At 67.3% G+C, this 25,136-nt stretch carries 28 protein-coding genes; 11 read left to right on the forward strand and 17 right to left on the reverse strand.

The window, feature by feature from the left end:
* Nucleotides 1–8: 8 nt before the first annotated feature.
* Complete coding sequence (locus tag ACFPOB_RS00370) at nucleotides 9–356, reverse strand: antibiotic biosynthesis monooxygenase family protein (RefSeq protein ID WP_377794991.1); 348 nt, start codon at nucleotides 354–356, stop codon at nucleotides 9–11.
* A 210-nt stretch (nucleotides 357–566) separates the two neighbouring features.
* Between ACFPOB_RS00370 and ACFPOB_RS00375 the strand changes: the two genes are divergently transcribed.
* From ACFPOB_RS00375 to ACFPOB_RS00405, 7 genes are all read left to right on the forward strand, one after another.
* Nucleotides 567–1,538, forward strand: a complete 972-nt coding sequence (locus tag ACFPOB_RS00375; protein ID WP_377794992.1) for a heme/hemin ABC transporter substrate-binding protein — start codon at nucleotides 567–569, stop codon at nucleotides 1,536–1,538.
* Nucleotides 1,535–2,647 (forward strand): FecCD family ABC transporter permease, encoded by a 1,113-nt coding sequence (locus ACFPOB_RS00380; RefSeq protein ID WP_377794993.1) that lies wholly within the window; start codon nucleotides 1,535–1,537, stop codon nucleotides 2,645–2,647. Before ACFPOB_RS00375 ends, ACFPOB_RS00380 begins: the two co-directional genes overlap by 4 nt.
* Before the next feature lie 2 nt (nucleotides 2,648–2,649).
* Nucleotides 2,650–3,456, forward strand: coding sequence for a heme ABC transporter ATP-binding protein (locus ACFPOB_RS00385; protein ID WP_377794994.1), 807 nt, complete (start codon nucleotides 2,650–2,652; stop codon nucleotides 3,454–3,456).
* Between the two features lie 118 nt (nucleotides 3,457–3,574).
* Nucleotides 3,575–4,831, forward strand: coding sequence for a phosphoglycerate dehydrogenase (gene serA, locus ACFPOB_RS00390; protein ID WP_091832731.1), 1,257 nt, complete (start codon nucleotides 3,575–3,577; stop codon nucleotides 4,829–4,831).
* Between the two features lie 244 nt (nucleotides 4,832–5,075).
* Nucleotides 5,076–5,708, forward strand: a complete 633-nt coding sequence (locus tag ACFPOB_RS00395; RefSeq protein ID WP_377794996.1) for a glutathione S-transferase family protein — start codon at nucleotides 5,076–5,078, stop codon at nucleotides 5,706–5,708.
* Nucleotides 5,709–5,736: 28 nt separating this feature from the next.
* A complete protein-coding gene (locus tag ACFPOB_RS00400) occupies nucleotides 5,737–6,657 on the forward strand; it encodes a DMT family transporter (RefSeq protein WP_377794997.1) in 921 nt (306 codons plus the stop codon).
* 60 nt (nucleotides 6,658–6,717) lie between these two features.
* Complete coding sequence (locus ACFPOB_RS00405; protein WP_377794999.1) at nucleotides 6,718–7,035, forward strand: DMT family transporter; 318 nt, start codon at nucleotides 6,718–6,720, stop codon at nucleotides 7,033–7,035.
* A 5-nt stretch (nucleotides 7,036–7,040) separates the two neighbouring features.
* On the opposite strand, the gene ACFPOB_RS00410 is transcribed toward ACFPOB_RS00405, so the two are convergent.
* On the reverse strand, nucleotides 7,041–7,943 hold the full coding sequence (locus ACFPOB_RS00410; protein WP_377795001.1) for a LysR family transcriptional regulator: 903 nt from the start codon (nucleotides 7,941–7,943) through the stop codon (nucleotides 7,041–7,043).
* A gap of 25 nt (nucleotides 7,944–7,968) precedes the next feature.
* The gene (locus ACFPOB_RS00415; RefSeq protein ID WP_377795003.1) at nucleotides 7,969–8,940 is read right to left on the reverse strand and encodes a KpsF/GutQ family sugar-phosphate isomerase; all 972 of its coding nucleotides are present in this window, start codon (nucleotides 8,938–8,940) and stop codon (nucleotides 7,969–7,971) included.
* Nucleotides 8,941–9,137: 197 nt separating this feature from the next.
* On the opposite strand from ACFPOB_RS00415, the gene ACFPOB_RS00420 reads away from it, so the two are divergent.
* The 3 genes from ACFPOB_RS00420 to ACFPOB_RS00430 all read left to right on the forward strand — a co-directional run bounded on the left by ACFPOB_RS00420 (nucleotide 9,138) and on the right by ACFPOB_RS00430 (nucleotide 12,377).
* Nucleotides 9,138–9,344, forward strand: coding sequence for a hypothetical protein (locus ACFPOB_RS00420; protein ID WP_092159047.1), 207 nt, complete (start codon nucleotides 9,138–9,140; stop codon nucleotides 9,342–9,344).
* A gap of 8 nt (nucleotides 9,345–9,352) precedes the next feature.
* On the forward strand, nucleotides 9,353–10,669 hold the full coding sequence (locus ACFPOB_RS00425; RefSeq protein WP_377795005.1) for a zeta toxin family protein: 1,317 nt from the start codon (nucleotides 9,353–9,355) through the stop codon (nucleotides 10,667–10,669).
* A 151-nt stretch (nucleotides 10,670–10,820) separates the two neighbouring features.
* A complete protein-coding gene (locus ACFPOB_RS00430) occupies nucleotides 10,821–12,377 on the forward strand; it encodes an outer membrane beta-barrel protein (protein WP_377795006.1) in 1,557 nt (518 codons plus the stop codon).
* A 13-nt stretch (nucleotides 12,378–12,390) separates the two neighbouring features.
* Here the strand turns inward: ACFPOB_RS00430 and ACFPOB_RS00435 are convergent, their stop codons facing one another.
* From ACFPOB_RS00435 to phnG, 9 genes are all read right to left on the reverse strand, one after another.
* Complete coding sequence (locus ACFPOB_RS00435) at nucleotides 12,391–13,011, reverse strand: LbetaH domain-containing protein (RefSeq protein WP_377795007.1); 621 nt, start codon at nucleotides 13,009–13,011, stop codon at nucleotides 12,391–12,393.
* Nucleotides 13,012–13,097: 86 nt separating this feature from the next.
* Nucleotides 13,098–13,799: a DUF1045 domain-containing protein gene (locus ACFPOB_RS00440; protein WP_377795009.1), complete on the reverse strand. Its 702-nt coding sequence runs from the start codon at nucleotides 13,797–13,799 to the stop codon at nucleotides 13,098–13,100.
* A 7-nt stretch (nucleotides 13,800–13,806) separates the two neighbouring features.
* A complete protein-coding gene (locus tag ACFPOB_RS00445; RefSeq protein WP_377795010.1) occupies nucleotides 13,807–14,946 on the reverse strand; it encodes an alpha-D-ribose 1-methylphosphonate 5-triphosphate diphosphatase in 1,140 nt (379 codons plus the stop codon).
* Nucleotides 14,946–15,644, reverse strand: a complete 699-nt coding sequence (gene phnL, locus ACFPOB_RS00450; RefSeq protein WP_377795011.1) for a phosphonate C-P lyase system protein PhnL — start codon at nucleotides 15,642–15,644, stop codon at nucleotides 14,946–14,948. The genes ACFPOB_RS00445 and phnL overlap by 1 nt, the downstream gene beginning before the upstream one ends.
* Nucleotides 15,645–15,690: 46 nt before the next feature.
* Entirely contained in the window at nucleotides 15,691–16,497 is an 807-nt protein-coding gene (gene phnK / locus ACFPOB_RS00455; protein ID WP_377795012.1) for a phosphonate C-P lyase system protein PhnK, read from the reverse strand.
* On the reverse strand, nucleotides 16,494–17,528 hold the full coding sequence (locus tag ACFPOB_RS00460; protein ID WP_377795014.1) for an alpha-D-ribose 1-methylphosphonate 5-phosphate C-P-lyase PhnJ: 1,035 nt from the start codon (nucleotides 17,526–17,528) through the stop codon (nucleotides 16,494–16,496). The genes phnK and ACFPOB_RS00460 overlap by 4 nt, the downstream gene beginning before the upstream one ends.
* A complete protein-coding gene (locus ACFPOB_RS00465; protein WP_377795016.1) occupies nucleotides 17,525–18,709 on the reverse strand; it encodes a carbon-phosphorus lyase complex subunit in 1,185 nt (394 codons plus the stop codon). Before ACFPOB_RS00465 ends, ACFPOB_RS00460 begins: the two co-directional genes overlap by 4 nt.
* Before the next feature lie 22 nt (nucleotides 18,710–18,731).
* The gene (gene phnH / locus ACFPOB_RS00470) at nucleotides 18,732–19,337 is read right to left on the reverse strand and encodes a phosphonate C-P lyase system protein PhnH (protein WP_377795018.1); all 606 of its coding nucleotides are present in this window, start codon (nucleotides 19,335–19,337) and stop codon (nucleotides 18,732–18,734) included.
* Nucleotides 19,337–19,777 carry a phosphonate C-P lyase system protein PhnG gene (phnG, locus tag ACFPOB_RS00475; protein ID WP_377795020.1) on the reverse strand — a complete coding sequence of 147 codons (441 nt, stop codon included), beginning with the start codon at nucleotides 19,775–19,777 and terminating at the stop codon, nucleotides 19,337–19,339. Before phnG ends, phnH begins: the two co-directional genes overlap by 1 nt.
* An 89-nt stretch (nucleotides 19,778–19,866) precedes the next feature.
* Between phnG and phnF the strand changes: the two genes are divergently transcribed.
* Nucleotides 19,867–20,616, forward strand: coding sequence for a phosphonate metabolism transcriptional regulator PhnF (phnF, locus tag ACFPOB_RS00480; RefSeq protein ID WP_377795022.1), 750 nt, complete (start codon nucleotides 19,867–19,869; stop codon nucleotides 20,614–20,616).
* Between the two features lie 9 nt (nucleotides 20,617–20,625).
* Here the strand turns inward: phnF and phnE (ACFPOB_RS00485) are convergent, their stop codons facing one another.
* The 5 genes from phnE (ACFPOB_RS00485) to ACFPOB_RS00505 all read right to left on the reverse strand — a co-directional run bounded on the left by phnE (ACFPOB_RS00485) (nucleotide 20,626) and on the right by ACFPOB_RS00505 (nucleotide 25,072).
* Complete coding sequence (phnE, locus tag ACFPOB_RS00485) at nucleotides 20,626–21,480, reverse strand: phosphonate ABC transporter, permease protein PhnE (RefSeq protein ID WP_377795023.1); 855 nt, start codon at nucleotides 21,478–21,480, stop codon at nucleotides 20,626–20,628.
* Nucleotides 21,477–22,358, reverse strand: coding sequence for a phosphonate ABC transporter, permease protein PhnE (phnE, locus tag ACFPOB_RS00490; RefSeq protein ID WP_377795025.1), 882 nt, complete (start codon nucleotides 22,356–22,358; stop codon nucleotides 21,477–21,479). Before phnE (ACFPOB_RS00490) ends, phnE (ACFPOB_RS00485) begins: the two co-directional genes overlap by 4 nt.
* A gap of 140 nt (nucleotides 22,359–22,498) precedes the next feature.
* Entirely contained in the window at nucleotides 22,499–23,416 is a 918-nt protein-coding gene (gene phnD, locus ACFPOB_RS00495) for a phosphonate ABC transporter substrate-binding protein (RefSeq protein ID WP_377795026.1), read from the reverse strand.
* A gap of 75 nt (nucleotides 23,417–23,491) precedes the next feature.
* A complete protein-coding gene (gene phnC, locus ACFPOB_RS00500; RefSeq protein ID WP_377795028.1) occupies nucleotides 23,492–24,310 on the reverse strand; it encodes a phosphonate ABC transporter ATP-binding protein in 819 nt (272 codons plus the stop codon).
* A 147-nt stretch (nucleotides 24,311–24,457) separates the two neighbouring features.
* On the reverse strand, nucleotides 24,458–25,072 hold the full coding sequence (locus ACFPOB_RS00505) for a TetR/AcrR family transcriptional regulator (protein ID WP_377795029.1): 615 nt from the start codon (nucleotides 25,070–25,072) through the stop codon (nucleotides 24,458–24,460).
* Nucleotides 25,073–25,136: the final 64 nt, after the last annotated feature.

Raw genomic sequence — 25,136 nt, forward strand, 5'->3', positions numbered from 1 at the left:
GAGCCTTCTTACTCGGCCGCCTGGCGCGGCAGATGCGGGTTGTGCTCGGTGAGGATGGTCTCGAAGCCCTCGAACTCGGGATGGCCGAGATAGAGCGGCTTCGGCCGGGGCTGGCCGGCATTGCGGTGCGACTCGCGGAACTGCTCGGACTTGGTCCAGGCGGTGAAATCGTCCTTCGATGCCCAGGTCGTGTGCGAGGAATAGAGGGTGTGGTCCTCCTTCTCCGGGCCCTTGAGGAGGTGGAAGGCGATGAAGCCCGGCATCTCGTCGAGACGGGTCTTGCGCGAGGACCAGACCGTCTCGAAGGCCTCCTCCTCACCCTTGACGACCTTGAAGCGGTTCATGGCGATGAACATCGGGAAACCTCGGCGGCTCTTGAACGGTGACGGTCGGGCGGTTTTGCCGCTCTTGACCCTCCTTAGTAAAGCCGAATATCACCGTCAATAACGGCTCCAATAATCGTTGTTTTGAATGATTATAAAAGAGCCATTACTTTGTAATGACTTCAGTGTAGCTGAGCGTTGCGAGCGCTTCTGCTGCGCGTCGTCGCACGCACGAGATCGATCATGGGCACGCCGCAAGCGCCTTCATCCGTTCCCCTCGCAGGCTTCAGGGCCAAGCGCCTCGGCCGGGAAATCGCGGCTGCTGCGGTCGTGTCCCTGCTGGCGCTGGCCGGGCTCTCCGGGTCGCTGGAGCCGCTGGCCGTCGTCGCTCCCGCCAGGGCGCAGGCCGCCGAGCGTATCGTCGCTGCCGGCGGCGTCGTCACCGAGGTCCTCTATGCGCTCGGCCAGCAGGACAAGGTCGTCGGCGTCGATACGACGAGCCAGTGGCCGCCCGAGGCGTTGAAGGAGAAGAAGAGCGTCGGCTATGTCCGGGCTCTCTCGGCCGAGGGCGTGCTCTCGCTCAAGCCATCACAGATTATCGCTGTCGAGGGCGCAGGCCCGCCCGACGCGCTCGCCTTGCTGAGGGAATCGGGCACGCCGATCACGATGATCCCCGAGGCGCTTTCTCCGGAGGCAGTCGTTGGCAAGATCGCGGCGATCGGCAAGGCCGCCGGTGTCGCCGAGCCGGCGCAGCAACTCGCCGCCGCGGTGAAAGGGCGCTTCCAAGAGCTCGACAAGCTGCGCTCTGGCCTGCCCGGGCAGAAGCGCGTCCTGTTCGTGCTCTCCCTGCAGAACGGGCGCACCATGGTCGGCGGCCGGGCCACCACGGCCGATGCGATCATCGCGCTAGCAGGCGGCGTCAATGCCGCGAGCGCCGTCGAAGGCTTCAAGCCGATGACCGACGAGGCGATCATCACCGCAGCGCCCGATGTCATCCTGATGATGCGCCATTCGAGCGCACACAATGCCGGCCCCGACGAGCTCTTCGCCATGCCGGCCTTCTCGCAGACGCCGGCGGCGAAGCAGAAGGCGTTGATCCGCATGGACGGGCTCTATCTGCTCGGCTTCGGCCCGCGCACGCCGAATGCGGCCCGCGATCTGATGGCCGAGCTCTATCCCGACGCCAAGATCGCCCAGCTCTCCGCCGCCAAATGACGTTGGCCGTGAAGCAGACCGCGGGTGCGAGTGCGGCCGCGCTGGCGGTGCTCACGGCTGGCCATCGCCGCAAAAGCGTGATCGCCGTCGCGGCACTGGTCGGGATCTGCCTGCTGCTGATGCTGCTCTCGCTCGGGGCAGGTGCCTTCGCGATCGCGCCTGGCCGCGTCGCCGACATCCTGATGGCGAAGCTCGGCTTCGGTCCGGCCGAGCTGCTGGGGAGCCGGGAGGCGCTGGTCGTACTCAATATCCGCATGCCGCGCCTGCTGCTCGGCGCGCTGGTCGGGGCGGCGCTCGCGATCTCCGGCGCGCTGATGCAGGGCCTGTTCCGCAATCCGCTCGCCGATCCCGGCCTGGTCGGCGTCTCGGCCGGCGCCGGTCTCGCCGCCGCTGCGACCATCGTGCTCGGAGACCGCTTCCTCGCGGCCTTCGCGATGAAGCTGCCCTTCGCGGTGCTGCCATTCGGCGCCTTCTTCGGCGGTCTCGTCTCGACGCTGGCGCTCTATCTGATCGCGACGCGCCAGGGCCGCACCTCTGTCGCGACCATGTTGCTTGCCGGTGTTGCGCTTGGCGCGCTCGCCGGTTCGCTCACCGGCCTGCTCGCCTTCGTCTCCGACGATCGGCAGTTGCGCGACCTGACCTTCTGGTCGCTCGGCAGCCTCGGCGGCGCGAGCTGGACCAAGCTCTCGGTCGTGGCGCCGATCGTGCTGCCGCTGCTCCTTGCAGTGCCATTGCTGGCGCGCGGGCTCAACGCGCTGATGCTCGGCGAGGCCGAGGCCTATCATCTCGGCATCCCCGTCCAGCGCATCAAGGCGCTCGCGATCCTGCTGGTCGCGCTCGCGGTCGGCGCCAGCGTCGCCGCGGCCGGCGTGATCGGCTTCGTCGGCATCGTCGTGCCGCATCTGATCCGGCTCTCGATCGGGCCCGATCATCGCCTGCTGCTGCCGCTCTCGGCGATCGGCGGCGCGGCCCTGCTGGTCGGCGCCGACATCATCGCCCGCCTCGTCGTCGTGCCGGCCGAACTGCCGATCGGCATCGTCACCGCCTTCATCGGCGCGCCCTTCTTCCTCTGGCTGCTGCTGCGCCGCGGCCGGATCGCGGAGCTCTGAGCATGGCGATCCTCGAAGCGACCGATCTGTCCTTTTCGGTACGCAGTAGCACCCTCGTGCGCGGCGCCTCGCTCGCGCTGGAGGAGGGCGCCACCACCATCGTCGTCGGCCCCAACGGCGCGGGTAAGTCGACCCTGCTCAAGCTGCTTACCGGCGAGCTTGCCCCTTCGCAGGGCTCGGTCCGCATGGACGGCGCGACGTTGCCGCAGATTCCGGCCTGGGAGCTCGCCTGCCGCCGCGCCGTGATGGTGCAGAACCAGCGCCTTGCCTTCCCGTTCAGCGTCTACGAGGTCGCGCGCCTCGGCCTGGAAGGTGTCGGCCGGGCGCAATCGCGCGCCCGCAAGGCTGAGATCATCGCCCAGGCGCTGGAGACGGCCGGCGTCGTCGGCCTTGCCGGCCGCCAGTACCAGACACTCTCCGGTGGCGAGCAGCAGCGCGTCCAGTTCGCCAGGGCGCTCTGCCAGCTTGAGGCCGGCCGCAGCGTCGCGCAGCGCCAGATCCTCTTCCTCGACGAGCCGATCGCCAGCCTCGACCTCTGCCATCAGCTCTCGCTGCTCGACGCCGCCCGCAGCATCGCGGCGCAGGGTGCGGCCGTGCTGGTCGTGCTGCATGATCTCAACCTCGCCGTCACCTATGCCGACCGGCTGGTGGTGATGCATGAGGGTTCGATCGTCGCACAGGGCGAGCCCGCGACGATCCTCGACGACAACCTGCTGCGCGGCGTCTTCCGCGTCTCGCTCTCCTTCAGCCGCCTGCCGCCGGCCGGCCAGCCTTTCCTGCTGCCGCAGCAGCACCTTTCGGCAATTTAGCTCGGCCGGGCGTGACAACTTTGCGGTTGTGCGCTGCGACAACAGGTCTATAGCGGGCGCTCCGGCGCCTTCCGCCCGAACAGGCGAGCGGGCGCATCGCTGGACCGTCGAGCGCGCCATGAACCTCCCCACCGACCGGCTTTCCTTTCCGAAGGACCGCCTCCGCGTCCTCCTGCTCGAAGGAATCAACGATTCCGCCGTCGCTGCCTTGCAGCAGGCCGGCTACACCAACCTCACCCGCCTGCCGAAGGCGCTCGACGAAGCCCAGCTGATCGAAGCGATCGAGAAGACGCACATCCTCGGCATCCGCTCGCGCACGCAGCTGACCGAGCCGGTCTTCGCCGCCGCCAAACGCCTCTTCGCCGTCGGCTGCTTCTCGGTCGGCACCAATCAGGTCGATCTCGACGCTGCCCGCCTGCGCGGCGTCCCGGTCTTCAACGCGCCCTTCTCCAACACCCGCAGCGTCGCCGAACTGACGATCGGCGAGATCGTCATGCTGCTGCGCCGGATTCCCGATCGCTCGCGCTCGGCGCATGAGGGCGGTTGGGACAAGTCGGCCAACGGCTCCTTCGAGGTCCGCGGCAAGGTGCTCGGCATCGTCGGCTACGGCAATATCGGCAGCCAGCTGTCCAACATCGCTGAGGCGATGGGCATGCGCGTGATCTATTACGATCACACCGACCGCCTGCGCCATGGCAATACCGAGCCGGTCGAAAGCCTGAAGGCCCTGCTTGCCAACAGCGACGTCGTCTCGCTGCATGTCCCGGAAACGCCGGCCACGCACAACATGATCGGCAAGGCCGAGATCGCGGCGATGAAGCAAGGCGCCTATCTCATCAACAATTCTCGCGGCACGGTCGTCGATCTCGATGCTCTCGCCGAAGCGCTGCGCAGCGGTGCGCTCGCCGGCGCGGCGGTCGATGTCTTCCCGAAGGAGCCGGCCTCCAACAGCGAGCGCTTCGTCACTCCGCTGCAAGGCCTGTCCAACGTCATCCTGACCCCGCATGTCGGCGGCTCGACGGAAGAGGCGCAGGAGCGCATCGGCGCCGAGGTGGCGCGCAAGCTGGTCGACTATTCCGATGTCGGCTCGACCGTCGGCGCGGTCAATTTCCCGCAGGTGCAGTTGCCGGCACGCCCGGCCGGCACCCGCTTCATCCAGGTCCAGCGCAATGCGCCGGGCATGCTGCGCCGCCTCAACGACGTCTTCGCCAGCCGCAACATCAATATCGCCGCCCAGAATTTCCAGACTGACGGCGAGATCGGCTATGTCGTGATGGAGGCCGATCCGGTCGGCGAGGTCGCGCGCGAGATCATCGAGGAGATCCGCGCTCTCGACGGCACGATCCGCGCCCGCCTGCTCTACGAGCGCGGCTGAGCCTGCTCCCACCACCTGTCTCAGTTCGTCATGCTCGCCCTTGTGGCGAGCATCCACGTCTCGAACGCCGCTCTCGACCAGTGAAATGAAGACGTGGATGGTCGGGACAAGCCCGACCATGACGAGGAAGCGCAGACACGTCTCACAAGCTGTGCGATTTCGCATTTTCCTGACGCCTTATCACACATCGTGATGCGTCATTGCACAGGCTATCTCATCGGCATCCAAACCTCAGAGCAAGCCGATGACCCCGATCGACCTCTATACCTACCAGACCCCGAACGGCCACAAGGCCTCGATCATGCTCGAGGAAACCGGCCTGCCCTACGCCGTCAATGTGATTGACATCGAGGCGGGCGAGCAGCACCGGCCGAGCTTCCTGGCGCTCAACCCGAACAACAAGATCCCCGTCATCGTCGACCACGACCATGACCGCACGATCTTCGAGTCCGGCGCGATCCTGCTCTATCTCGCCGAGCGCTCCGGCGTGCTCCAGCCGAACGGCCCACAAGCGCTGAGCAAGACGCTGCAATGGAGCTTCTTCCAGGCGGCCCATGTCGGGCCGATGATCGGCCAGCTCTGGCATTTCAAGGTCTTCGCCAGGGAGACGCTGCCCTATGCGATCGAGCGCTATGAGCGCGAGACGGCCCGCATCCTGCGTGTCCTCGACGGCGAGCTGGCGCTGCGGCCCTATCTGGTCGAAGCCAGCTACGGCATCGCCGACATCATGGTCTGGCCCTGGATCAACGCCCTGCCCCAGCTCGGCGTGAGCCTCGACGACACCCCTCATCTGCAGCGCTGGCACGAGACGATCGCCGCCCGCCCCGCCGTGCAGCGCGGCCTTGCCGTGCCGGCGCTCGCGCACGCCGACGCCTGAGCGCGTCGCTCCCGACAGGATATTCGTCATGGATACCCTCTTCATCCCGCTGTCCCTCGCCGCCGGCGGTCTGCTGGCGGTGCAGGCCGGCGCCAATGCGCAATTGTCGAAGGCGACGGGAAGCCCCTTCGCCGCGACCACGATCCAGGTCGTCCTGGCCGCCCTCCTCCTGCTGATCGTCGCGATCGCAACCGGCACGGCGGCCGCCTTCGGAGGCCTGCAGGCCGTGCCCTGGTGGCATGCGATCGGCGGCGTCGCGACGGCGCTCTACGTCGCCTCGACCATCCTGGTCTTCCCGCGGCTCGGCGCGGTCGTCGCGGTCGGCCTTTTCATCGCCGGCCAGATGCTGGCCTCGCTCGGGCTCGACAGCTTCGGCGTGCTCGGCGTACCCCAGCAGGCGCCGAAGCCCGCCACACTGCTCGGCACGGCCGCCGTCCTCGTCGGCGTGGTCGCGATCGTCTTTGGCCAGAAAGGCGCGACCAAGGAGCTCTCCGGCGCCAAGCTCGGCTGGGTACTGCTCGCCCTCGTCGCCGGCGCAGTGCTGCCGGTGCAGGGCGCGATCAACGGGCTGCTGCGGCAGGATCTCGGCGCGCCCTTCGTCGTCGGTACGATCAGCTTCGCAGTTGCGACACTGTCGATGATCGCGGTGCTGCTGCTGACTCTGCTGACGGGCGGCGCCAGGCCCCAGCTCGGTGGCCTCAGCACCATGCCCTGGTGGGGCTGGATCGGCGCGGTCTGCGGCGCGACCTATGTCACCACCGTGTTCGTCGCGATTCCCGTGATCGGCACCGCCGCGACCGTCGGCCTGACCGTCGCCGGCCAGCAGATCGTCTCGCTCTTCGTCGATCGCTACGGCTGGTTCCGCCTGCCCCGGCGCGAGATCTCGACCCTGCGCTTCGCCGGTGTCGTCGTCCTGCTGCTCGGCGTCGCCGCGATCAAGGTCTTCTGATCGTCAGCTCTCTGACGGCGCCGGCGCGGCGCCGTCCGTCCTATTCCAGGGAGACATTCCATGTCCTGGTTGCTGCTCGCCGGAGCCGGACTGATCGAGATCGTCTGGGCGATTGCGCTGAAGCAGGCCGGAGGCTTCACCCGCTTCTGGCCGAGCCTGATCGGCATCGTCTCGGCGGTCGCCAGCTTCATCATGCTGTCGCTGGCGCTGAAGCAATTGCCGGTCGGGACCGCCTATGTGGTCTGGGTCGGCATCGGCGCGCTCGGTGTCGCCATCGCGGGCATCGTCGCCCTCGGCGAGAGCGCTTCGCCCGTGCGCCTTTCCCTGCTCGCGCTGATCCTGATCGGTGTGATCGGCCTCAAGCTGGTCGAGGCCTGATCTCCTCAAGCGGAGGACGGGCCCTCGCCCTCCAGCAGAGCGCGGCGCTTGCGGAAGGCGCCATAGGCGAAATCGGTGAAGGCGCGGACCCGCGCCGCGGCGCGCAGGTCCTCATGGGTCAGGATCCAGAGCGCGGTCTCCATCTCCGGGACCGGTCGGCGCACGCAAGCCAGGGCCGGCACGCTGTCGCCGAGATAGCAGGGCAGCGCCACCAGCCCTAAGCCGGCCACCGCCGCCTGCTGCATCGCCAGGAGAGAATCGGCCCTGAGTACGATCTCGCTCCTAAGCAGCTTCGCCTGCATCCAGCGCGCCACCGAGGTGCCGCCGAGCGTGTCGTCCGGGCCGACCCAGCGATGCTCGGCAAGGTCGACGTGGTCGCGCCGCGCGAGATAGGCGGGCGCGGCATAGATCGCGAAGGCTATCTTGCCAACCCGGCGTCCGATCAAGGTCACTGGGGGATTGTCGGCGGTGCGCAAGGCGACGTCGGCATCGCGCTTGGTCAGGTTGAACATCAGGTTCGAGACGGCGACCTCCAGCGCGATGCCGGGATGGGCCTCGCCGAACTCGGCGAGAATCTGCGGCAGGATCGAACCCATCAGCGTGTCGGTCGCGGTGATCCGGAGCGTGCCGGAGAGGCGAAGGTCCTGACCGGCGATCTTGCGTTCGAGCTCGGTGACGGTACTGGAGATGCTGCGCGCAGCCGCGACGAGCTCCTCGCCGCCGGCCGTCAGCACATAGCCGGTCGGCAGGCGCTCGAAGAGACGAAGGCCCAATTGCTGCTCGAAGGCGGCGATGCGGCGCAGCACCGTCGAATGGTTGACGCGCAGCTCGCGCGCTGCGCCGGCGAGCGAGCGGGCATCCGCGACGGCGAGGACATAGCGCAGGTCATCCCATTCGAGCGCGGCCATGGGCATCCTCGCCAGGTGCTCTGAATCAGGCGACGCCTAGCGCCAAGAGGTCGTGGACATGGACGAGGCCGACCGGCCTGTCATCGGCATCGGCGACGATCAGCGCGGTGACGCGCAACCGGTTGACCATCTCCAGCGCTTCGGCGGTCAGCGCGTCCGGCGCGATCTTGCGCGGATCCTTCGTCATCACGTCGCGCGCCAGCCGCCCGCCCCAGCCGGAGCCGTGCTTGCGGCGCAGGTCGCCATCGGTGACGACGCCGGTGAGCCTGCCGTCGGCATCGATGACGATGGCGCAGCCAAAACCCTTGGCGGTGATCATCGCGACGACATCGGCCATCGCCGCTGTCTCGCCGACAACCGGCAGGCGCTCGCCGGAGTGCATGATGGTCGCGACCGTCTTGAGCTGCGCGCCGAGCTTGCCGCCGGGATGGTAGACATAGAAATCCTGGCGCGAAAAGCCGCGCGCCTCCAGCAGGGCGACCGCGAGCGCATCGCCGAGCGCGATCTGCATCGTCGTCGACGTCGTCGGCGCGAGCCCGTTCGGACAGGCCTCCTCGGCTTTCGGCAGGACGAGCGGGATGTCGGCCTCGCGGCCGAGCGCGCTGTCGCGATTGGCGGTGATCGCGATCAGCCCGACGCGGAAGCGGCGGGTGTAGCCGACGATCGCCGAGAGCTCGACCGCCTCACCCGACCAGGACAGGGCGATGACGACATCCTCGGGCTGGACCATGCCGAGATCGCCATGGCTGGCTTCGGCCGGGTGGACGAAATAGGAGGGGGTCCCGGTCGAGGCGAGCGTCGCCGCGATCTTGCGGCCGACATGGCCGGATTTGCCCATGCCGGTGACGATAACCCGGCCCGAGGAGGAGCGGATCATCTCGACGGCGGCGGCAAAGGGCTCGGCGAGGCCGTTGCCGATCGCCTCGTGCAGGGCATCGAGCCCGGCGCGCTCGGTGGCGATGGTGCGGAGGGCGGAAGCGCTGATGGTCGCGATCATGGCGGGCGTCTAGACCATGTTCCGGGAAAGTGGAAAACACTTTTTGCGGGCACGCAGGTGCTCGCGCCATCCGAAACCGCTTCTGTCTCCGGCATAGGCAGAGTCAGTCGCCGCGCCGGATGATGTGTTGACGATGCCACGCTGCTACCCGACGATGTCGTCCACAGGCTGCGCATCGCCATGCCAGGAGTTCGAGCATGAAGGATAGCGATATCAAGGCCGCCATGTCGCCGGAGTATCAGCGCTATGCCGAGGATCTCTCGATCTGGCGTGAAGGCCTGATCGCCCAGTTGCCAGCGCTCCGCAAAGCCAAGAAGGAAGCGCTCGCACGCGGGGATCAGGAGGAAAGCGAGCGGATCGCGCGCCGTTACCAGGAAATCCTCGACGTCCTGTCCCGGCATTGAGTCCGGGCATGACGCAATCCCTCCTCTCCCCCGCCGATCGCCAGGACTATTTCGACGCCGAGATCGAGCGCTCGCTCAACCGCGTCTCGCCATCGTCCGGCCAGAAGAAGGCGACGATCCTCGCCGGGCAGCCCGGTTCCGGGAAGGGCGGGCTCACCGAGAAGGCGATCGAGGCCGCGCGGGAGACCGGCGGCGCGGTCGTCATCGATCCGGACGCGTCGCGCGCCAACCATCCCCTCCATGTCCAGCTCATGCGCGAGGATGACACGACCGCTGCCGACAAGACGCATGAAGACGCCAGCAACGCCGCCGAGGCGGTGCTCGAGGCGGCGATCGAGAACGGCCTTGATCTCATCATCGACGGCACGCTGAAATCGCCGGACAAGGCGGAACGGCTGGTGCAGAAGCTGGTCGATGCGGGCTACGAGGTCGAGGTGATCGCGCTGGCCGTATCGCCCGAAGTGAGCTGGCAGGGCGTTCAGGATCGCTACAACAATCAGAAGCGCACCCAGGGCTATGGGCGCATGGTGCCGCGCAGCATTCACGATGCCGCCGTCAAGGGCATGGTCGAATCGCTGGAGCGGATCGAGCAGCAGGGCAAGGCGACGTCGCTGAAGATCGTCAACCGGAGCGGCGACATCTTGTATGCGTCCCAGCCGAAAGCGCTCGCCGCCGCCGGAGCCGCGCAGGGACAGGGCAAGATCACCTCGGTGGTGGCCGAAGCGCGAGGAACCGGCCCGAAACCTCCTGCGCCAAGCGCCAGTTCGAGTTCCCCCTCCTCCGCAGCCGGCGGAGGCGGAGGCGGAGGCGGCGGGCGCCCGGCCGCGCGCGTCACCGATCCGACGGCGCACACAATCCCGCTTACCCCTGGTACCGGAAGCCCCAACGTCATCATCGGCGGCTTGCTGGCCTGGCGTGGTTTGCCCGCCGCCGCGGCGGCTGCGCTCCAGTCCGCCCAGGCTGCGGTCGATACGGCCATCAAAACCGCCGAAGCCGCGACACTGGCCGCGGCGGGAACGCCGGGAGCGCCGGCGGCCTATGCAGCCGAGCAGACCGCCAAAACGACGGCGGCCGCCAGCATGAGCTCGATGATGTCGGGAATGGCTGCCGCCGCCGGAGCGGCGTCCGGCGGATCGGTCGACATCCACTTCTGTTCGATACCCACGCCGGTGCCGCCGCATGGCCCCGGCATGGTGATCGACGGATCGCAGACGGTGCTGGTCAACGGCCTGCCGCTGTGCCGGCAGGGCGATACCGTGCTCGAAGCGCTCGGCGGGCCCGACAAGATCGTCATGGGCATGACGACGGTCCTCATCGGCGGCTGACACAGCGTTGGCAAGGGCCCGAAAGCAAGCCGTCACGCGCCCAGCTCGACGGCGTTGACGCGGTATTAACCCTCTTCGTTCTAACTCCGTTAACCATGCGCGCCCTCCCGGCGCGGATGAGCCTTTGCCTCGCCGGAGCAGCGTCCGCCTCGTGTCCCGTTTCGCCCAGATCTGCTGGCTGGCCGGCGTCGCAGGCTGCTGCGGCGCCGCCGGGCTGACGGTCTGGCCCGAGCCGGCAACAGCGCAGACGCAGCCGATCGACATGCCCGCGCGCCCGCGCGCTCCGGCCCTGCGGACCGGCACTCCCGACTATGTCGCGCAGCGGCCGGGCCCGCCTCCTGGCGAGGCCTCGGCTCTGCCGGATGGGGTCGCCGATCCGGTTGCGCCAGTTCTAGGCCGCTCCAGTGCGATCGCGCGCGGGCAGCCGCCGCGCGCCAGCCAGCCGCTACAGTCCGCGCGCCTGCGCGGCGTCACCCAGCGCCAGTTCCGCGCGCCGCAGCCGATGGTGTCCAACCTGCCGCCGACGCCTCCGCCGGCGCCCGAACCGCGCAAGCGCAAGCGGCCGGAGGAGGACCCGTATGCGCCGCTCGGCCTGCGGCTCGGCAATGTCATCCTGCGCCCGGCGATCACCGGCTCGGTCGGCTATGACAGCAATCCCGAACGCGTCTCCGGCCCGAGCAAGGGCTCGCTGTTCACCCGTACCGAGGGTGAGCTCGGCGTCCAGTCCGATTGGAACGTGCACGAGCTCACCGGCATGCTGCGTGGCGGCTACAGCCGCTATTATCGCAATGACAGTGCCTCGCGCCCGGATGCGGAAGGCAACATGTCGCTGCGACTCGATGCAACGCGCGACACGCGCATCCTGCTCGAATCGCGGCTTCGGCTCGATACGCAGCGGCCAGGCTCGCCCGACCTGACCTCCGCCGTGCAGGGCCGGCCGATCACCTGGGCCTATGGCGCCGCGGCCGGCGTCACCCATGATTTCAACCGCCTGCAGCTGACCCTGCGCGGCTCGGTCGACCGACAGGACTATGAGGACGCCGAACTCGGTAATGGCCGCATCCTCAGCCAGGCCGATCGCAACCAGACGCAATACGGCCTGCGCCTGCGCGCGGCCTATGAGGTGACGCCGGGCTTCAAGCCCTTCGTCCAGGGCGAGATCGACACCCGCCAGTTCGACGAAAAGGTCGATTCCAGCGGCTATATGCGCTCCTCGGACGGCTATACGGTTCGCCTCGGCTCGACCTTCGAGATCAGCCGCATGCTCACCGGCGAGGTCTCGGGCGGCTACCAGGACCGCAAATACGAGGATGGCCGGCTGCGGAACCTGCGCGGCTTCGTCGGCGATGCGGCGATCCTGTGGACGCCGACGCCGCTGACCACGGTGACGCTGCGCGGCACGGCCGAGCTCGGCGACACCACCATCCCCGGTTCGAGCGGCACGACGGCGCGTCGCGTCAATCTCGAAGTGGCGCATGCGCTGCGCCGGAACCTCACCGTCACCGGGCTCGCCAGCTATGGCCGCACCGAATATGACGGGCAGGATCTGCGCGAGGACCTGACGACCATCGGCGCCAGAATCGAATACAAGCTGACCCGGACCTTCTCGATCCGCGCCAGCTTCACCCATGAGCGGCTGAACTCGACCAATCAGGGCTCGGACTACACCGCGAATGTCGCGCAGGTCGGCCTCAGGGTGCAGTTCTGACGGCGTTACGCCATCAGCCCTCGTATTTGTCCAGGAAGGCCTCAACCGGCAGCGCGCGGAAATCGTCGAGTGCGGCGCGCAGGGCGACGTGCTCCCAATCCCACCAGGCAAGTGCCTTCAGCCGCTCCGCGATCTCCTCCGGAAACCGCCGGCGAATGATGCGGGCCGGGTTGCCGGCGACGATGGTGTAGTCGGGCACATCCTTGGTCACGACCGCGCCGCCCGCGACGACCGCGCCGGTGCCGATGCTGCGGCCGGCAAGCACGATGGCGCCATGGCCAATCCAGACATCATGGCCGATCGTCACCGGGCTCATACGACGCCAGTCGAAGAAGGCGGCCTCGTCCTGCGCATCCTCGAAATAGGCGCTGGCGCGATAAGTGAAATGCGACTGGGTCGCGCGCTGCATCGGGTGGTTGCCTGGATTGATGCGGGTATGCGCCGCGATCGAGCAGAACTTGCCGATCGTCGTGTAGATCACATCGGAATCGTTCACGACATAGGAGTAGTCGCCGAGCGTCGACTCCGCGAAGGAGGTACGGGCGCCGATCTCGGTATAGCGGCCGAGCACGGCGTCGCGGACCCTGGCGGTCGCATCGATGACGGGTTCGAGCCCCAGCTTCTTGCCTGCCATGACAGGGTTCCTTGGACGACGTCTATCTCCTCGGTTTCACGCAATTCGAGACGCAAAACCGCTACGCACTTCTGCTGAAATTTGCTTTAGCCAAGCGGGATGCTGTCGAGCAGCACGAACCGGCTGCTGCGGCTCGCCTGCTTGAAGATGGCGACGCGGTCGATCAGTACCGGGCCGGCCGGCACGGCCTGCGCATGGGCCTCGACCAGTGCCGCCTTGACCGGCGCGACCTGATCCTCAGGCAGCGAGCCGGTCAGCGTCATGTGGAAGCGGAAGGCGTCGTCGACATAAGGGTAGCCATAGGCCTCGAGATAGGCCCGGTGTGCCGGCGTCAGCGGACTCTGCAGGCGGCGCGCCAAATCCGCTTCAGACAGCGGCGCGCGGAACGGCTCGAAGGCCTGGACGATGTCGAAGGCGAAGCGCTGCAACGCCTCGCTCGGCTCGGACGGGGTCAGCGCGATGAAGCGGCCGAGCGCATTGACGGATAGTCCGGCAAGTCGGACCGACGGGCGTCCGGCGACATAATTGCGGGCGAAGGCGCGCAGGGCGCCCTCATTGCGGCCATTGGCGAGCTCGAACGGTGCCTTCAGCGTCGCATGGAAGCCGTAGCGGCGCGGCTCGGCGGTGACGTCCGACCAGTCGAGGCTCTCGCAGCCCGGCGGGACGGCGAAGTCGGCACCCGCGCCGGTGACGGCGTCATAGCCCAGCGTCGCGCTGCCGAAGCGCCAGAGGGCGCTGTCGGCGGCGGGAGCGTAGTAGAGCGCATAGCGCGGCGCGGTCTCAGTCATGCTGCGCTCAGAAGGCCCGGTGTCCCTGCGACCAGACGGTGGCGATCACCGGCGTCGCGCCCAGCGCCTTGAAGCGCACGATATCGGCGCGCAGGCCGGGCTTGAGATGACCGCGATCTGTCAGGCCCAGGATGTCGGCGACCTTCCAGGTCACCTTGGCCATCGCTGCCGGCAGGGTGATACCGTGCTTGTCGTGGAGCTTGAGCACCGCCTGCAGCAGGCTTGCCGGGACGTAATCGGAGGAGAGCCCGTCGAGCAGGTCCTTCTCGGCAAGCTCGGCCACCGAGACGCCGCCGGAATGCGAGCCGCCGCGGACGACATTGGGCGCGCCGGCAATGGTGGCGAGACCGCGCTGCTTGGCGGCCTCGGCAGCCTCGACCGTGGTCGGGAATTCCGAGATCACCGCGCCCGAGGCGATGCCGGCCTCGACATGCTCGACCGTGGTGTCGTCATGGGTCGCGATCGGGATGCCGCGCGACTGGAACATCTCGACCACGGCGCTCCAGTTGCGCGCGACATTCGCCCCGCCCTCGCGCTGGCGGACGACGACATCCTCCTCGAACTCGGCCTGGGTCTTGCCGGTGCCGAGGGCATAGGTGCGCAGATCCTCCAGATTGCGCCATTGGCGCTGGCCGGGGGTGTGGTCCATCAGCGAGACGAGCTGGACCAGGGCATCGTCCTGATAGGGCTCGATATCCCTGAGCAGGTCCGGGCTGGTCAGTTCGCAGCGCATATGGATGCGGTGGTCGATGCGGAAGACGCCCGCGGCGCTGCCGAGTCTGAGCGCATCCATCACGTCGGCGAAGATGTCCTTGCGATAGTCCTTGGCCGAGAAGGGCGTGCCGGCGCAGATCGCGTCGTAGACGGTGGTGACGCCGGCCGCCGCCATCTGCGCGTCATGCACCAGCGCCGCCGCGAGCCCGTTCGGCCAGAACACCTTCGGGCGCGGCATGAAGTGCTTTTCCATGTTGTCGGTGTGCATCTCGACGAGGCCGGGCGCGACATAGTCGCCCTGGACGTCGATCGCCTCCGGCAGGGAGGAACGGCCCTGGTCGACCGAGCGTATGCCGCTCTCGTCGAAGGCGATGGTCCCGGTGACGACCTCGTCCTCGAGGATCAGGCGGGCATTGGTCAGGATGGTGGACATCAGGCGGCCTTCCGGAAATCGGTGATGTCGAGATAGCGGGTCGCGACAGCCTCTCGCACGGCTTCGTCATGGAAGATACCGACGATGGCTGAGCCCTGCTCGCGCGCCTCGGCGATCAGCTTGACCACGACGTTGCGGTTGTTGGCGTCGAGCGAGGCGGTCGGCTCGTCGATCAGCATGATCGGCGAGGGATCGACGAAGGAGCGGGCGATGTTGACCCGCTGCTGCTCGCCGCCGGAGAAGGTCGCAGGCGCCAGATCCCAGAGACGCTGCGGCAGGTTGAGACGCGCCAGCATGGATTTCGCGCGCTCGCTCGCCTCCTCAGGGGAAGCGCCGCGGGCGAGCAGCGGGTCGCGAACGATGTCGAGCGCCGTGACGCGCGGGATGACGCGCAGGAACTGCGAGACGAAGCCGAGCGTGCGGCGGCGGATGTCGAGCACGGTCCGCGGCACGGCCGAGACGATGTCGATAGGGCGGCCGCAATGGGTGATGGCGATGGTGCCGGAGGTCGGCCGGTAATTGCCGTAGAGGATGCGCAGCAGGCTCGACTTGCCGGCGCCCGAGGCCCCCGCCAGTACCAGCGCCTCGCCGGCAGCGACCGAGAAGTTGACATTGTCGAACACCGGCAGGCGCACGCCGCCCTGATTGTGCAGGGTGAATTCCTTGGCGACGTTCTCGACGTGAATCATCGTGGTCATGATCGAGATGCCTTGCGGGTTCGGGGTGACGCGGTTGTGACGGCGCTCATACGGTGAGCACCGCCGAGGTCAGCAATTGCGTGTAGGCGTGCTGGGGATCGTCGAGGACCTGGTCGGTCAGGCCCTGCTCGACGACGCGGCCATCCTTCATCACCATCAAACGGTCGGTGAGCAGGCGGGCGACAGCGAGGTCGTGGGTGACGATGATCGCGGCGAGGCCGAGATCGCGCACCAGCACGCGCAAGAGGTCGAGCAGGCGGGCCTGGACGGAGACGTCGAGGCCGCCGGTCGGCTCGTCCATGAAAACGAGCTTCGGCTCGGAGACCAGCACGCGGGCGATCTGCAGGCGCTGCTGCATGCCGCCGGAGAACTGGCGCGGCCGGTCGTCGATGCGCCCGGCCGCGATCTCGACGCGCTGCAGCCAGTCGAGCGCGGTCTCGCGGATCCTGCCGTAATGGCGGGCGCCATTGTCCATCAGCCGCTCGCCGACATTGCCGCCGGCCGAGACGTCCATGCGCAGGCCGTCGCGCGGATTCTGGTGGACGATGCCCCAGGCCGTGCGCATCAGCCGACGACGCTCCTGCTCGGCGACCGAGTAGATGTCGAGCGGTTCGACCCCGCCCCGAAACAGCACCTGCCCCTCGTCGGGCTTGTCGATGCCGGCAAGGCAGCGCAGCAGGGTCGACTTGCCCGAGCCGGATTCGCCGACGATGCCGAGAACCTCGCCCGGCCAGAGCTCGAAGGAGACGTCAGCGCAGCCGATGCGCTCGCCATAGAAGCGGCTGACCCCGTCGACCGAGAGCAGCGGGGCAGGATCGAGCGTCAGCTCCTGCGGATTGACCTGCATGTTCATGGCTTGGCCTCGTCTTCGACCAGATGCAGCGCCGAGGCATCGGCGAGCATGGCGCCGCGATGGCCGTCGGCCCGCCGCGTCTCGCAATGGTGGCTGTCGGAGCAGACGAACATCCGCCCGCCCTGGTCGTCGATCACCACCTCGTCGAGATAGGAATCGGCGGCGCCGCAGAGCGCACAGGGCTGCTCCCAGCTCTGGATGCGGAAGGGATGGTCGTCGAAATCGAGGCTGCGCACGCTGGTATGCGGCGGCACCGCGTAGATGCGCTTCTCGCGGCCGGCGCCGAAGAGCTGCAGAGCCGGCGACATCTGCATCTTCGGATTGTCGAATTTCGGGATCGGCGACGGCGCCATCACATAGCGGCCGTTGACCATGACCGGGTAGTCATAGGTCGTCGTCACTTCGCCGAAGCGGGCGATGTTCTCGTAGAGCTTGACCTGCATCAGCCCGTATTCGGCCCAGGCGTGCATCTTGCGCGTCTCGGCCTCGTGCGGCTCGAGCTTCCGTAGCGGCTCGGGCTGCGGAACCTGATAGACCATGATCTGACCGGCCTTCAGCGGCGCCTCGGGGATGCGGTGACGCGTCTGGATGATCGTCGCCTCATCGGTCGCCTCGGTGGTGCGCGCAGCGGCGGTGCGCTCGAAGAAGCGGCGGATCGAGACGGCATTGGTGGTGTCGTCGGCGCCCTGGTCGATGACCTTGAGCGTATCGTCGGGCCCGATGATCGCAGCGGTGACCTGGATGCCGCCGGTGCCCCAGCCGCGGGCGAGCGGCATCTCGCGCGAGCCGAACGGCACCTGGTAGCCGGGAATCGCGACCGCCTTGAGCAGCGCGCGGCGGATCATCCGCTTGGTCTGCTCGTCGAGATAGGCGTAGTTGTAGGCGGGCTTCGAATTCCGCGGGCCCTCATCCTGAGGAGCGGGCGCAGCCCGCGTCTCGAAGGATGTTTCATAGGGAGCTGGAGCATCCTTCGAGACGGCCCTGCGGGCCTCCTCAGGATGAGGGCTGGAGGAGTGGGACAAGACAGTCATTCCGCGGCCTCCGGCAGGGCTTCCTGTTGCTCGGCAAGGCGCTGCTCGCGCTCCTTGCGGATGCGGCGGATCAGTTCGAGCTCGCCCTGGAAGTCGACGTAATGCGGCAGCTTCAGATGCTCGACGAAGCCGGCCGCCTCGACATTGTCGGAGTGGTAGAGGACGAATTCGTCCTGCTGGGCCGGATAGGTCGCGGCCTCGCCGAACTCGCGGCATTTAAGCGCCCGGTCGACCAGCGACATCGACATCGCCTTGCGCTCGCTATGGCCGAAGGAGAGCCCGTAGCCGCGAGTGAACTGCGGCGGCACCTCCTTTGAGCCGGCAAACTGGTTGACCATCTGGCATTCGGTCAAAGTGATCTCGCCGAGATCGACGGCGAAGCCGAGCTCCTCCGGCACGAATTCGACCGCTACCTCGCCGACCCGGACCTCGCCGACGAAGGGGTGGCTGTTGCCGTAGCCGCGCTGCACGGAATAGCCGAGGCCGAGCAGGAAGCCCTCGTCGCCGCGCGCCATCGCCTGCAGGCGGACATCGCGCTCGGCCGGAAAGGTGACGGGCTCGCGGGTGAGGTCGAAGGGACGCGGATCGCCTTCCGGCGGCGCTTCTTCTTCCATCAGGCCTTCGGCGCCGAGGATGTCGGGCACGCGCGGCATGTGGGCGTCGAGAGGTTTCACGTCATGCTCGGGCTTGACCCGAGCATCTCCTGCCGCGCTTGCGCGGGAAGCGCCTTCTTGTCCTGAGATGGTCGGGTCAAGCCCGACCATGACGTCGGCGGTCTCCATCAGAGTGAAATCGAAGAGCCGGTGGGTGTAGTCATAGGTCGGGCCGAGCACCTGGCCGCCCGGCAGGTCCTTGTAGGTCGCCGAGACGCGGCGGCGGATCGCCATCTTGGCCGTATCAAGCGGTTCGGAGGAGCCGAAGCGCGGCAGCGTGGTGCGATAGGCGCGCATCAGGAAGGCGGCCTCGATCGCATCGCCCTGCGCCTGCTTCAGCGCCAGCGCCGCGAGATCGGGATCGTAGAGCGAGCCCTCGTTCATGACGCGACCGCAGGCGAGGCCCATCTGCTCGCGGATCTGCGCGACACCGAGTTCCGGCACGCTCTCGTCGCCGCGGCGGGCCTCGGCAACGAGATCATGGGTGGCGAGGATGGCGGCTTCGCCGCCCTTGACCGCGACATACATCAATAAAGCTCCCGGCGGGGCATCAGCGGGTTTCCACGATTTGCGTCGAGCGCGGCAGGCCGAGCATCTGCGCGCCATGGACCAGCAGAAGGTCGACACCGCGCGGGTAGAGCGCAGCGTTGCTTTCGACCTCAGCCCAGAAGCCGGGTCGCAGGCCGGTCGGGGCAATGCTGCGCCGGCCGGGAATGCCGGGGCCTTCGAGCGTGACCGCCTCGCCACCATCGAGCCCGGCGCATTGGACCAGCACCGTGGTCGAGCGATCCGGGAACTGGTCGTCGCCGGCGTTGAAGGCGGCGAACTTCGGCTCAGTTGCGGCGCCGTCGATCACGGCGAAGGCGGCGCGGGCGGGATCATAGACGAGGGCGGCGCCGCAATGGAAACGCAGCCAGGCGCCGGCCGGTCCGTCGCGCAGGGCGGCCGGCAGCCAGATCGGGGTCTCGTAATCGGCCAGCGTCAGCAGTGCGACCGCGGTCGCCGGCGCGAGCCCAGCGGGTGCCTCGACCGAAACGCCGATGTCGCAAGAGAGGCCAGGCTCGGAGAGCGCGGCCAGCAAGGCGCGGAAAGCGCCTTGTGACTGGAAGACCGGATCGGCGAAGCCGGCGCCGATGAGGGTGTCGTTGGGAGTCATCAGCCGCCCCTGACCAACGTGAAGAAATCGACCTTGGTGGCAGCCGCCTTGCGCGAGGCGAGCTCGCGGGCAGCCTGCTGCTTCTGCGCCAGAGCAAAGACACCGCGCCGCAGCGGGCCGGTCTCGATCTCGCCCTGGAGAAGCGCATCGGTAACGGCGGCGAGGCGCGCCTTACGGCCGTCAAGGCCGAGCGCATAGGAGAAGCCCATGGCACCGCCCTCGAGGCGGACGACGCAGCGCGTCACCGTCGCCTCGCCGAGGTTGAAGCGGCGGCCAGCGCCGCCGGCGCGGCCCTCGACCATGACAGTGCCGGTCTCGGGCGCCTTCAGCAGCTCGTGTGTCGGCAGCGGGCCGGCCTGCTGCAGCAAGGCGTCGATCTCGCCTTGCGTGGCGCGGGCCAGCACTGCCATCCATTGCTGACGTGTCGCGGTGTCGGTCATACCCGTGTCGGCCTCTCGCCAAGCGCTAATGTCTAGACTATAATAAGCATGTTGTTGGAAAAGGTCTATACATTTTGGATGAAACTTTGATGACGCCGGGCTTGCCGGACAATCAGGGCGCTGATGGCGGAACGGCATGGCGCCGGATCGCCGACGCACTTGCCGCCTCGATCGAGCAGGGCGAATACGAACCCGGCGATACGCTGCCGGCCTCGGTCGCCCTGGCCGAGCGCTATGGCGTGCACCGCCATACGGTGCGCCAAGCCTTCCGGCATCTGGCCGAACGCGGCTTGGTGACGGTATCACGAGGCCGTGGCACGCAGGTGACGGCGCCGCGCTTCCCCTACAAGCTCGGCCGCCGCGTCAGCATGCGCACGAATTTCGGGGCTGCGGGTATCGCGGTGTCGGGTGCTGTGCTGGCTTCGGAAGTCGTTGTCGGCAAGGCGGAGCATTGCATGCTGCTCGGCCTGCCTGTGGGCACATCGCTCTGGGCGATCGAGACCCTGAGCCGGGCCGGCGGCACGCCGGTCGGCACCGGCATCCACTACCTCAGCGTCGCGCGCTTCCCGCGCTTCGACGAGATCCTGACCGAGGCGGGCTCGTCGATCACGGCTGCCTTTAAGGCCTGCGGCATCGCCGACTATGTCCGGCGCTCGACGCGGCTGGCGGCGCGGCTGGCCAGCGAGCGCGAGGCGGCCCTGCTCAGGATCGAGCCGGGCGCCGCTGTGCTGACCTCCGATGCGCTCGACGCGCTGCCCGACCTGACGCCGATCCACATCGTCAACAGCGTCTTCGCGGGCAAGCGAATGGAGATGGTGGTCGAGCCCTTCGGCGACTGACCGCCGGGCTCAGACCGCGCGCTTGCCGATGATGGCGAAGCGCAGCCTGTTCGAGAGGAAGTCGATCGCCGTCACCGCCGCCAGGATCAGCAGGATCAGGAAGGAAACCTGCTGCCATTCGAGCGTGCGGATCGTTTCGGCGAGGTAGAGGCCGATGCCGCCGGCGCCGACGATGCCGATGATGGTCGATGAGCGGGTGTTCGACTCGATGTAATAGAGCACCTGGCTGGCGATCACCGGCAGCACCTGCGGGATCAGCCCGAAGCGGATCTCATGAGCCTTGCCGCCACCGACCGAGGTGACGCCCTCGACGGGCTTGCGATCGGCGGATTCGATCGCCTCCGAGAACAGCTTGCCGAAGGCGCCGAGATCGCTGGTCATGATCGCGAGCATGCCGGCGAAGGGGCCAAGGCCGACGACATTGACCCAGATCAGCGCCCAGATCAGCGCATCGACGCCGCGCACCGTGTCCATCGAGCGGCGCGCCAGGAAATGCACGACGCGGTTGGCGACGACGTTCTTGGCTGCAAGGAAGCCGAGCGGGAAGGCGAGGATCGCCGCCAGGATCGTGCCGAGGAAGGCGATGGCGATGGTCTCGAACAGCGCCTTGACGAAGATGATGGCGCGGGCGAACGAGCCGGGGTCGGGCGGTAGCATCAGCACGACGAAAGTGCCGAGATTGGAAAAACCGGCGATGATCTTCCAGAGCGATGTCTCGAGCGTGGTCAGCCCGTAGAGGAAGAGCCCGACGAGGCCGCCGATGACGGCGATCGTCGTGAGCTTCGTCTTCAGGGAACCGTCGATCGCGGCCTGGTGGCGGGCGATCAGCGCGGCGCGGTCGGCGGCGGAGAGGGCGAGCGTCATTTGCCGTGCTCCAGGCTGAGCAGCGCATGGCGCAGGCGCTCGGTGCCATAGTCGATCAGCATCACCGTGACGATGATCAGCAGCAGGATGGCGCTGACATCGGTGAAGTAGAATTTGCGGATCGCCTCGATCAAGTCCTGTCCGATGCCGCCGGCGCCGACGAAGCCCATGATCGAGGCGCCGCGGACATTGATCTCGAAGCGCAGCAGCGTGTAGCTGGCGAAGTTCGACAGCACCTGCGGCACCACCGCGAAGCGGATGGTCTGCCACCAGCTCGCTCCGGTTGCGGTCAGGCCGTCGACCGGCTTCATGTCGATATTCTCGACCACCTCCGAGAAGAGCTTGCCCATCGCGCCCATGGTGTGGATGGCGATGGCGAGCACGCCGGGCAGCGGGCCGAGGCCGAAGGCGATGACGAAGATCAGCGCGAAGACGATTTCGGGGACGGTGCGGCAGAATTCGAGGAAGCGGCGCGTGCCCCAGCGCAGCCAGGGCAGGCGGCCAAGATTGCTGGCGGCGGTGAAACAGAGAAGGAAACCGCCGACGGCGCCGAGCACGGTGCCGATATAGGCGATCAGGAGCGTCTGCCAGAGCAGTTTGAGCCAGCCGTTGAGGCCCCAGTACCATTCCTTGAGGTCGGCGCCGAGCGTCGCGAGGCGCAGCGTCGGCATGGTCTCGAGGATGTATTTCGGGAAGCGCCAGGCGTTGGCGGCGAACTTCGCGAAGTCGACCTCGGAGCCGATGCCGGCGAGCACGACGCAGGCGATGAAGATCGCCGCGCCAAGCAGCGTCTGCAGCCGCTTGGCCGCCATTTCGCGCCGATAGAGCTCGGCATGGGCGGCGATGGCCGGGTCGTTGCGATCGATCGCGAGTGTCATGGGAGCGCTTCCACACATGTCGCAGGACCGGCTGGTACCGGTCCTGGACTGGGCGTCATTCTCGGGCGGAGCGAAGCGCAGACCCGAGAATCTCGATCAGGAGATGCTCGGGTCAAGCCCGAGCATGACGGCTGTCAGAGTTACGACGACTTCTTCTTGCGGAGCGCGTCGACGAACTTGTTCAGCTCGATGATCGGGTCGTAGGCCTTGTTGTCGACGGCGACGAGCGGGCCCTGCTTGCCTTCATAGATCTTGTCGAAGGCGGCCTTGTCCTTGGCGGCGAGGTTCAGCACCGCGTCGCGGATCTTGGCCTTGAGCTCGGTGGGCAGCTCGGTGAGATAGGCCATCGGCGAGTTCACGATCTGCTCGGACTTGTAGATGATCCGGAAATCCTCAGCTTTCACCATGTTCTTGCGTGCCATGCGCAGCAGGTTGGATTCCTGCTCGTCGTTCCACCAGTTGGCGGCGATGTCGACGGTGCCCTGCTGCAGGGCGATGATCGCGTTCTCGTGGCTGCCGGTATAGACGACCTTGCCGAAGAAGGTCTCGGGCTCGATCTTCATGCCGTCAAGGGCAAAGCGAGGCACGTTGTTGCCGGAGGTCGAATTCGGGTCGACGAGGCCGAGATTCTTGCCCTTGAGGTCCTCGACCTTCTGATAGGGCGAGTCTTTCTTCACGTAGAAGACCGAATAGTAGCCCTTGGTGCCGTCGAGGTTGGTCTCGATCGCGAAGGCGTCAATCTTGGCGCCGGTCATCAGCGCGCGGGCGAAGGAGGCCGGGCCGTACATGCCAATGTGGATATTGCCGGCGCGCTGGCCTTCGATGATGGCGGCGTAGTCGTTGGCGATGCGCAGGGTGACCTTGGTGCCGAGTTCCTTCGAGAGATAGTTGACGAAGGGGGTGTAACGCTCGACGACGCCCGAGGCGTTCTCGGCCGGGATGATGCCGAAGACGAGCTCGGGGTACTTCGCCTTCCAGTCCTGGGCAAAGGCCGGGGTGGCGAGCGACGCGGCAAGGCCGGCGGCGGCGAGCGTAAGCGTATGACGACGGGTCAGCATGGTGGGTGCTCCTTTGAGAAAATACTGCTGATGAAGGGCAGGCTTAAGGGCAGGCTCTGGCGTGCCGCCTTTTGCTCAGGCGACGTTCTGTTTGGCGCGCTTGGCTTCTGAGGTCGCAATGGCCTCGAGCGCGTCGAGCGCTTCGGCGCCGGCGTCCTTGGCCTCGATGCCGTAGAGCTCGGCTGCGATCTCGCTGGTCAGCGCATGCGGCGGGCCGTCGAACACGACCTTGCCGGCGGCCATGCCGATCAGCCGGTCACAGTACTTGGCGGCGATGTCGAGGTGGTGGAGATTGCTGATGACGGTGATGCCGTCCTCGCGGTTGATGCGGAACAGCGCGTCCATGACGATCTGGGTGTTGCGCGGGTCGAGCGAGGCGATCGGCTCGTCGGCGAGGATGATCTTCGGCTCCTGCACCAGCGCGCGGGCGATGGCGACCCGCTGCTGCTGGCCGCCGGACAGGGTCTCGGCCCGCTGGGCGAGCAGATGGCCCATGTCGAGCCGTTCGAGCGCGGCGATGGCGCGGACCTTGTCGTCCTGCGAGAAGCTCTTGACCAGTGTCAGCGCGGCCGAGCGATGGTTCAGGCGGCCGAGCAGGACATTGGTCAGCACGTCGAGGCGGCCGACCAGGTTGAACTGCTGGAAGATCATCGCCGTGTCACGCCGCCAGGCGCGGAGCGCCGCGCCACGCAGGGCGGTGACGTCGCGGTCCTCGCTGAGGATGCGGCCCTCGCTGGCGTCGGCGAGGCGGTTCAGCATGCGCAGCAGCGTCGACTTGCCGGCGCCCGAGCGGCCGATGATGCCGACCATCTCGCCGCGCGGAATCGACAGGGTGACGTTGTCTACGGCGGCCTTGCCGCCGAAACGCTTGGTCAGACCCTCGATACGCAGCATCAACACTCTCCCGCGATTGCGGAACGATGCGGTATCGGCGGTAGATGACAGCGCCGTGACAGGAGGCGCGTTCCGGGACGACCAGGGCGGAGGGCCGGTCACCGTTCGTCAACCATACCGCCTAGCCCGTGGGGCTAAGGCGGAGCCTCAGGCAGCCCGCAGGAGCAGATCGACGCAGGCGGCGACGTAAGCCTTGCGCTCTGCCTCGGGAACCGGAGCGATGCCGAGGAGGCCGCGGACCTGGTGGAAGCCGCGCAGCATGCCGATGAACTGTTCGGCCAGCGTCGCGGCCTCGCCGGCCGTTAGCTCGCGCGATAGCCCATCACCGGATCGTGACCGCTGCTCCAGCAAGGCTGAAAGTTCCGCGATCATACGGCCTGCACCGGCCTCGTAGGCGGCTTGTCCCAATTCGGGAAAACGCGCGGCCGCCCCGACGATCAGGCGATGCAGATCGAGCGAGGCGGGGTGCAGCATCATCGCCAGCGCGTCCTCGCCGAGGCGCAGCAGAATGGCACGCAAATCGCCGGTTTCGCTGCGTGGGCGGCGCAGCGGAATCGTCAGCTTTTCAGTAAGTTCGCTGCAAATCGCCAGGAACAGCGCCTGCTTGTCGGCGAAGTGGCTGTAGATCGTCTGCTTGGAGACGCCGGCACGCTGGGCGATCTGGTCGAGGCTGGCGCGGTCGAAGCCCTCGGCAAGGAACATTTCCGAAGCGGCTCGGGTGATCGCGTCATGTTTATCCGGCCGTGATTTTTCGGCCGGCATCTGTCTTGCTTCTGCAGCAGCGGAGCCGTTACGTCCGTGCATCCATCATTCCGTCACGCTTGTG

The organism is Allobosea eneae (assembly GCF_042657265.1).
Lineage (GTDB): Bacteria > Pseudomonadota > Alphaproteobacteria > Rhizobiales > Beijerinckiaceae > Allobosea > Allobosea eneae.

Excerpts from the sequence above, each read along its gene's own strand:
- ACFPOB_RS00370 (WP_377794991.1), bottom strand. The coding sequence starts at position 356 with ATGTTCATCGCCATGAACCGCTTCAAGGTCGTCAAGGGTGAGGAGGAG.
- ACFPOB_RS00375 (WP_377794992.1), top strand. The coding sequence starts at position 567 with ATGGGCACGCCGCAAGCGCCTTCATCCGTTCCCCTCGCAGGCTTCAGG.
- ACFPOB_RS00380 (WP_377794993.1), top strand. The coding sequence starts at position 1,535 with ATGACGTTGGCCGTGAAGCAGACCGCGGGTGCGAGTGCGGCCGCGCTG.
- ACFPOB_RS00385 (WP_377794994.1), top strand. The coding sequence starts at position 2,650 with ATGGCGATCCTCGAAGCGACCGATCTGTCCTTTTCGGTACGCAGTAGC.
- serA (WP_091832731.1), top strand. The coding sequence starts at position 3,575 with ATGAACCTCCCCACCGACCGGCTTTCCTTTCCGAAGGACCGCCTCCGC.
- ACFPOB_RS00395 (WP_377794996.1), top strand. The coding sequence starts at position 5,076 with ATGACCCCGATCGACCTCTATACCTACCAGACCCCGAACGGCCACAAG.
- ACFPOB_RS00400 (WP_377794997.1), top strand. The coding sequence starts at position 5,737 with ATGGATACCCTCTTCATCCCGCTGTCCCTCGCCGCCGGCGGTCTGCTG.
- ACFPOB_RS00405 (WP_377794999.1), top strand. The coding sequence starts at position 6,718 with ATGTCCTGGTTGCTGCTCGCCGGAGCCGGACTGATCGAGATCGTCTGG.
- ACFPOB_RS00410 (WP_377795001.1), bottom strand. The coding sequence starts at position 7,943 with ATGGCCGCGCTCGAATGGGATGACCTGCGCTATGTCCTCGCCGTCGCG.
- ACFPOB_RS00415 (WP_377795003.1), bottom strand. The coding sequence starts at position 8,940 with ATGATCGCGACCATCAGCGCTTCCGCCCTCCGCACCATCGCCACCGAG.
- ACFPOB_RS00420 (WP_092159047.1), top strand. The coding sequence starts at position 9,138 with ATGAAGGATAGCGATATCAAGGCCGCCATGTCGCCGGAGTATCAGCGC.
- ACFPOB_RS00425 (WP_377795005.1), top strand. The coding sequence starts at position 9,353 with ATGACGCAATCCCTCCTCTCCCCCGCCGATCGCCAGGACTATTTCGAC.
- ACFPOB_RS00435 (WP_377795007.1), bottom strand. The coding sequence starts at position 13,011 with ATGGCAGGCAAGAAGCTGGGGCTCGAACCCGTCATCGATGCGACCGCC.
- ACFPOB_RS00440 (WP_377795009.1), bottom strand. The coding sequence starts at position 13,799 with ATGACTGAGACCGCGCCGCGCTATGCGCTCTACTACGCTCCCGCCGCC.
- ACFPOB_RS00445 (WP_377795010.1), bottom strand. The coding sequence starts at position 14,946 with ATGTCCACCATCCTGACCAATGCCCGCCTGATCCTCGAGGACGAGGTC.
- phnL (WP_377795011.1), bottom strand. The coding sequence starts at position 15,644 with ATGACCACGATGATTCACGTCGAGAACGTCGCCAAGGAATTCACCCTG.
- phnK (WP_377795012.1), bottom strand. The coding sequence starts at position 16,497 with ATGAACATGCAGGTCAATCCGCAGGAGCTGACGCTCGATCCTGCCCCG.
- ACFPOB_RS00460 (WP_377795014.1), bottom strand. The coding sequence starts at position 17,528 with ATGACTGTCTTGTCCCACTCCTCCAGCCCTCATCCTGAGGAGGCCCGC.
- ACFPOB_RS00465 (WP_377795016.1), bottom strand. The coding sequence starts at position 18,709 with ATGTATGTCGCGGTCAAGGGCGGCGAAGCCGCCATCCTCGCCACCCAT.
- phnH (WP_377795018.1), bottom strand. The coding sequence starts at position 19,337 with ATGACTCCCAACGACACCCTCATCGGCGCCGGCTTCGCCGATCCGGTC.
- phnG (WP_377795020.1), bottom strand. The coding sequence starts at position 19,777 with ATGACCGACACCGCGACACGTCAGCAATGGATGGCAGTGCTGGCCCGC.
- phnF (WP_377795022.1), top strand. The coding sequence starts at position 19,867 with ATGACGCCGGGCTTGCCGGACAATCAGGGCGCTGATGGCGGAACGGCA.
- phnE (WP_377795023.1), bottom strand. The coding sequence starts at position 21,480 with ATGACGCTCGCCCTCTCCGCCGCCGACCGCGCCGCGCTGATCGCCCGC.
- phnE (WP_377795025.1), bottom strand. The coding sequence starts at position 22,358 with ATGACACTCGCGATCGATCGCAACGACCCGGCCATCGCCGCCCATGCC.
- phnD (WP_377795026.1), bottom strand. The coding sequence starts at position 23,416 with ATGCTGACCCGTCGTCATACGCTTACGCTCGCCGCCGCCGGCCTTGCC.
- phnC (WP_377795028.1), bottom strand. The coding sequence starts at position 24,310 with ATGCTGCGTATCGAGGGTCTGACCAAGCGTTTCGGCGGCAAGGCCGCC.
- ACFPOB_RS00505 (WP_377795029.1), bottom strand. The coding sequence starts at position 25,072 with ATGCCGGCCGAAAAATCACGGCCGGATAAACATGACGCGATCACCCGA.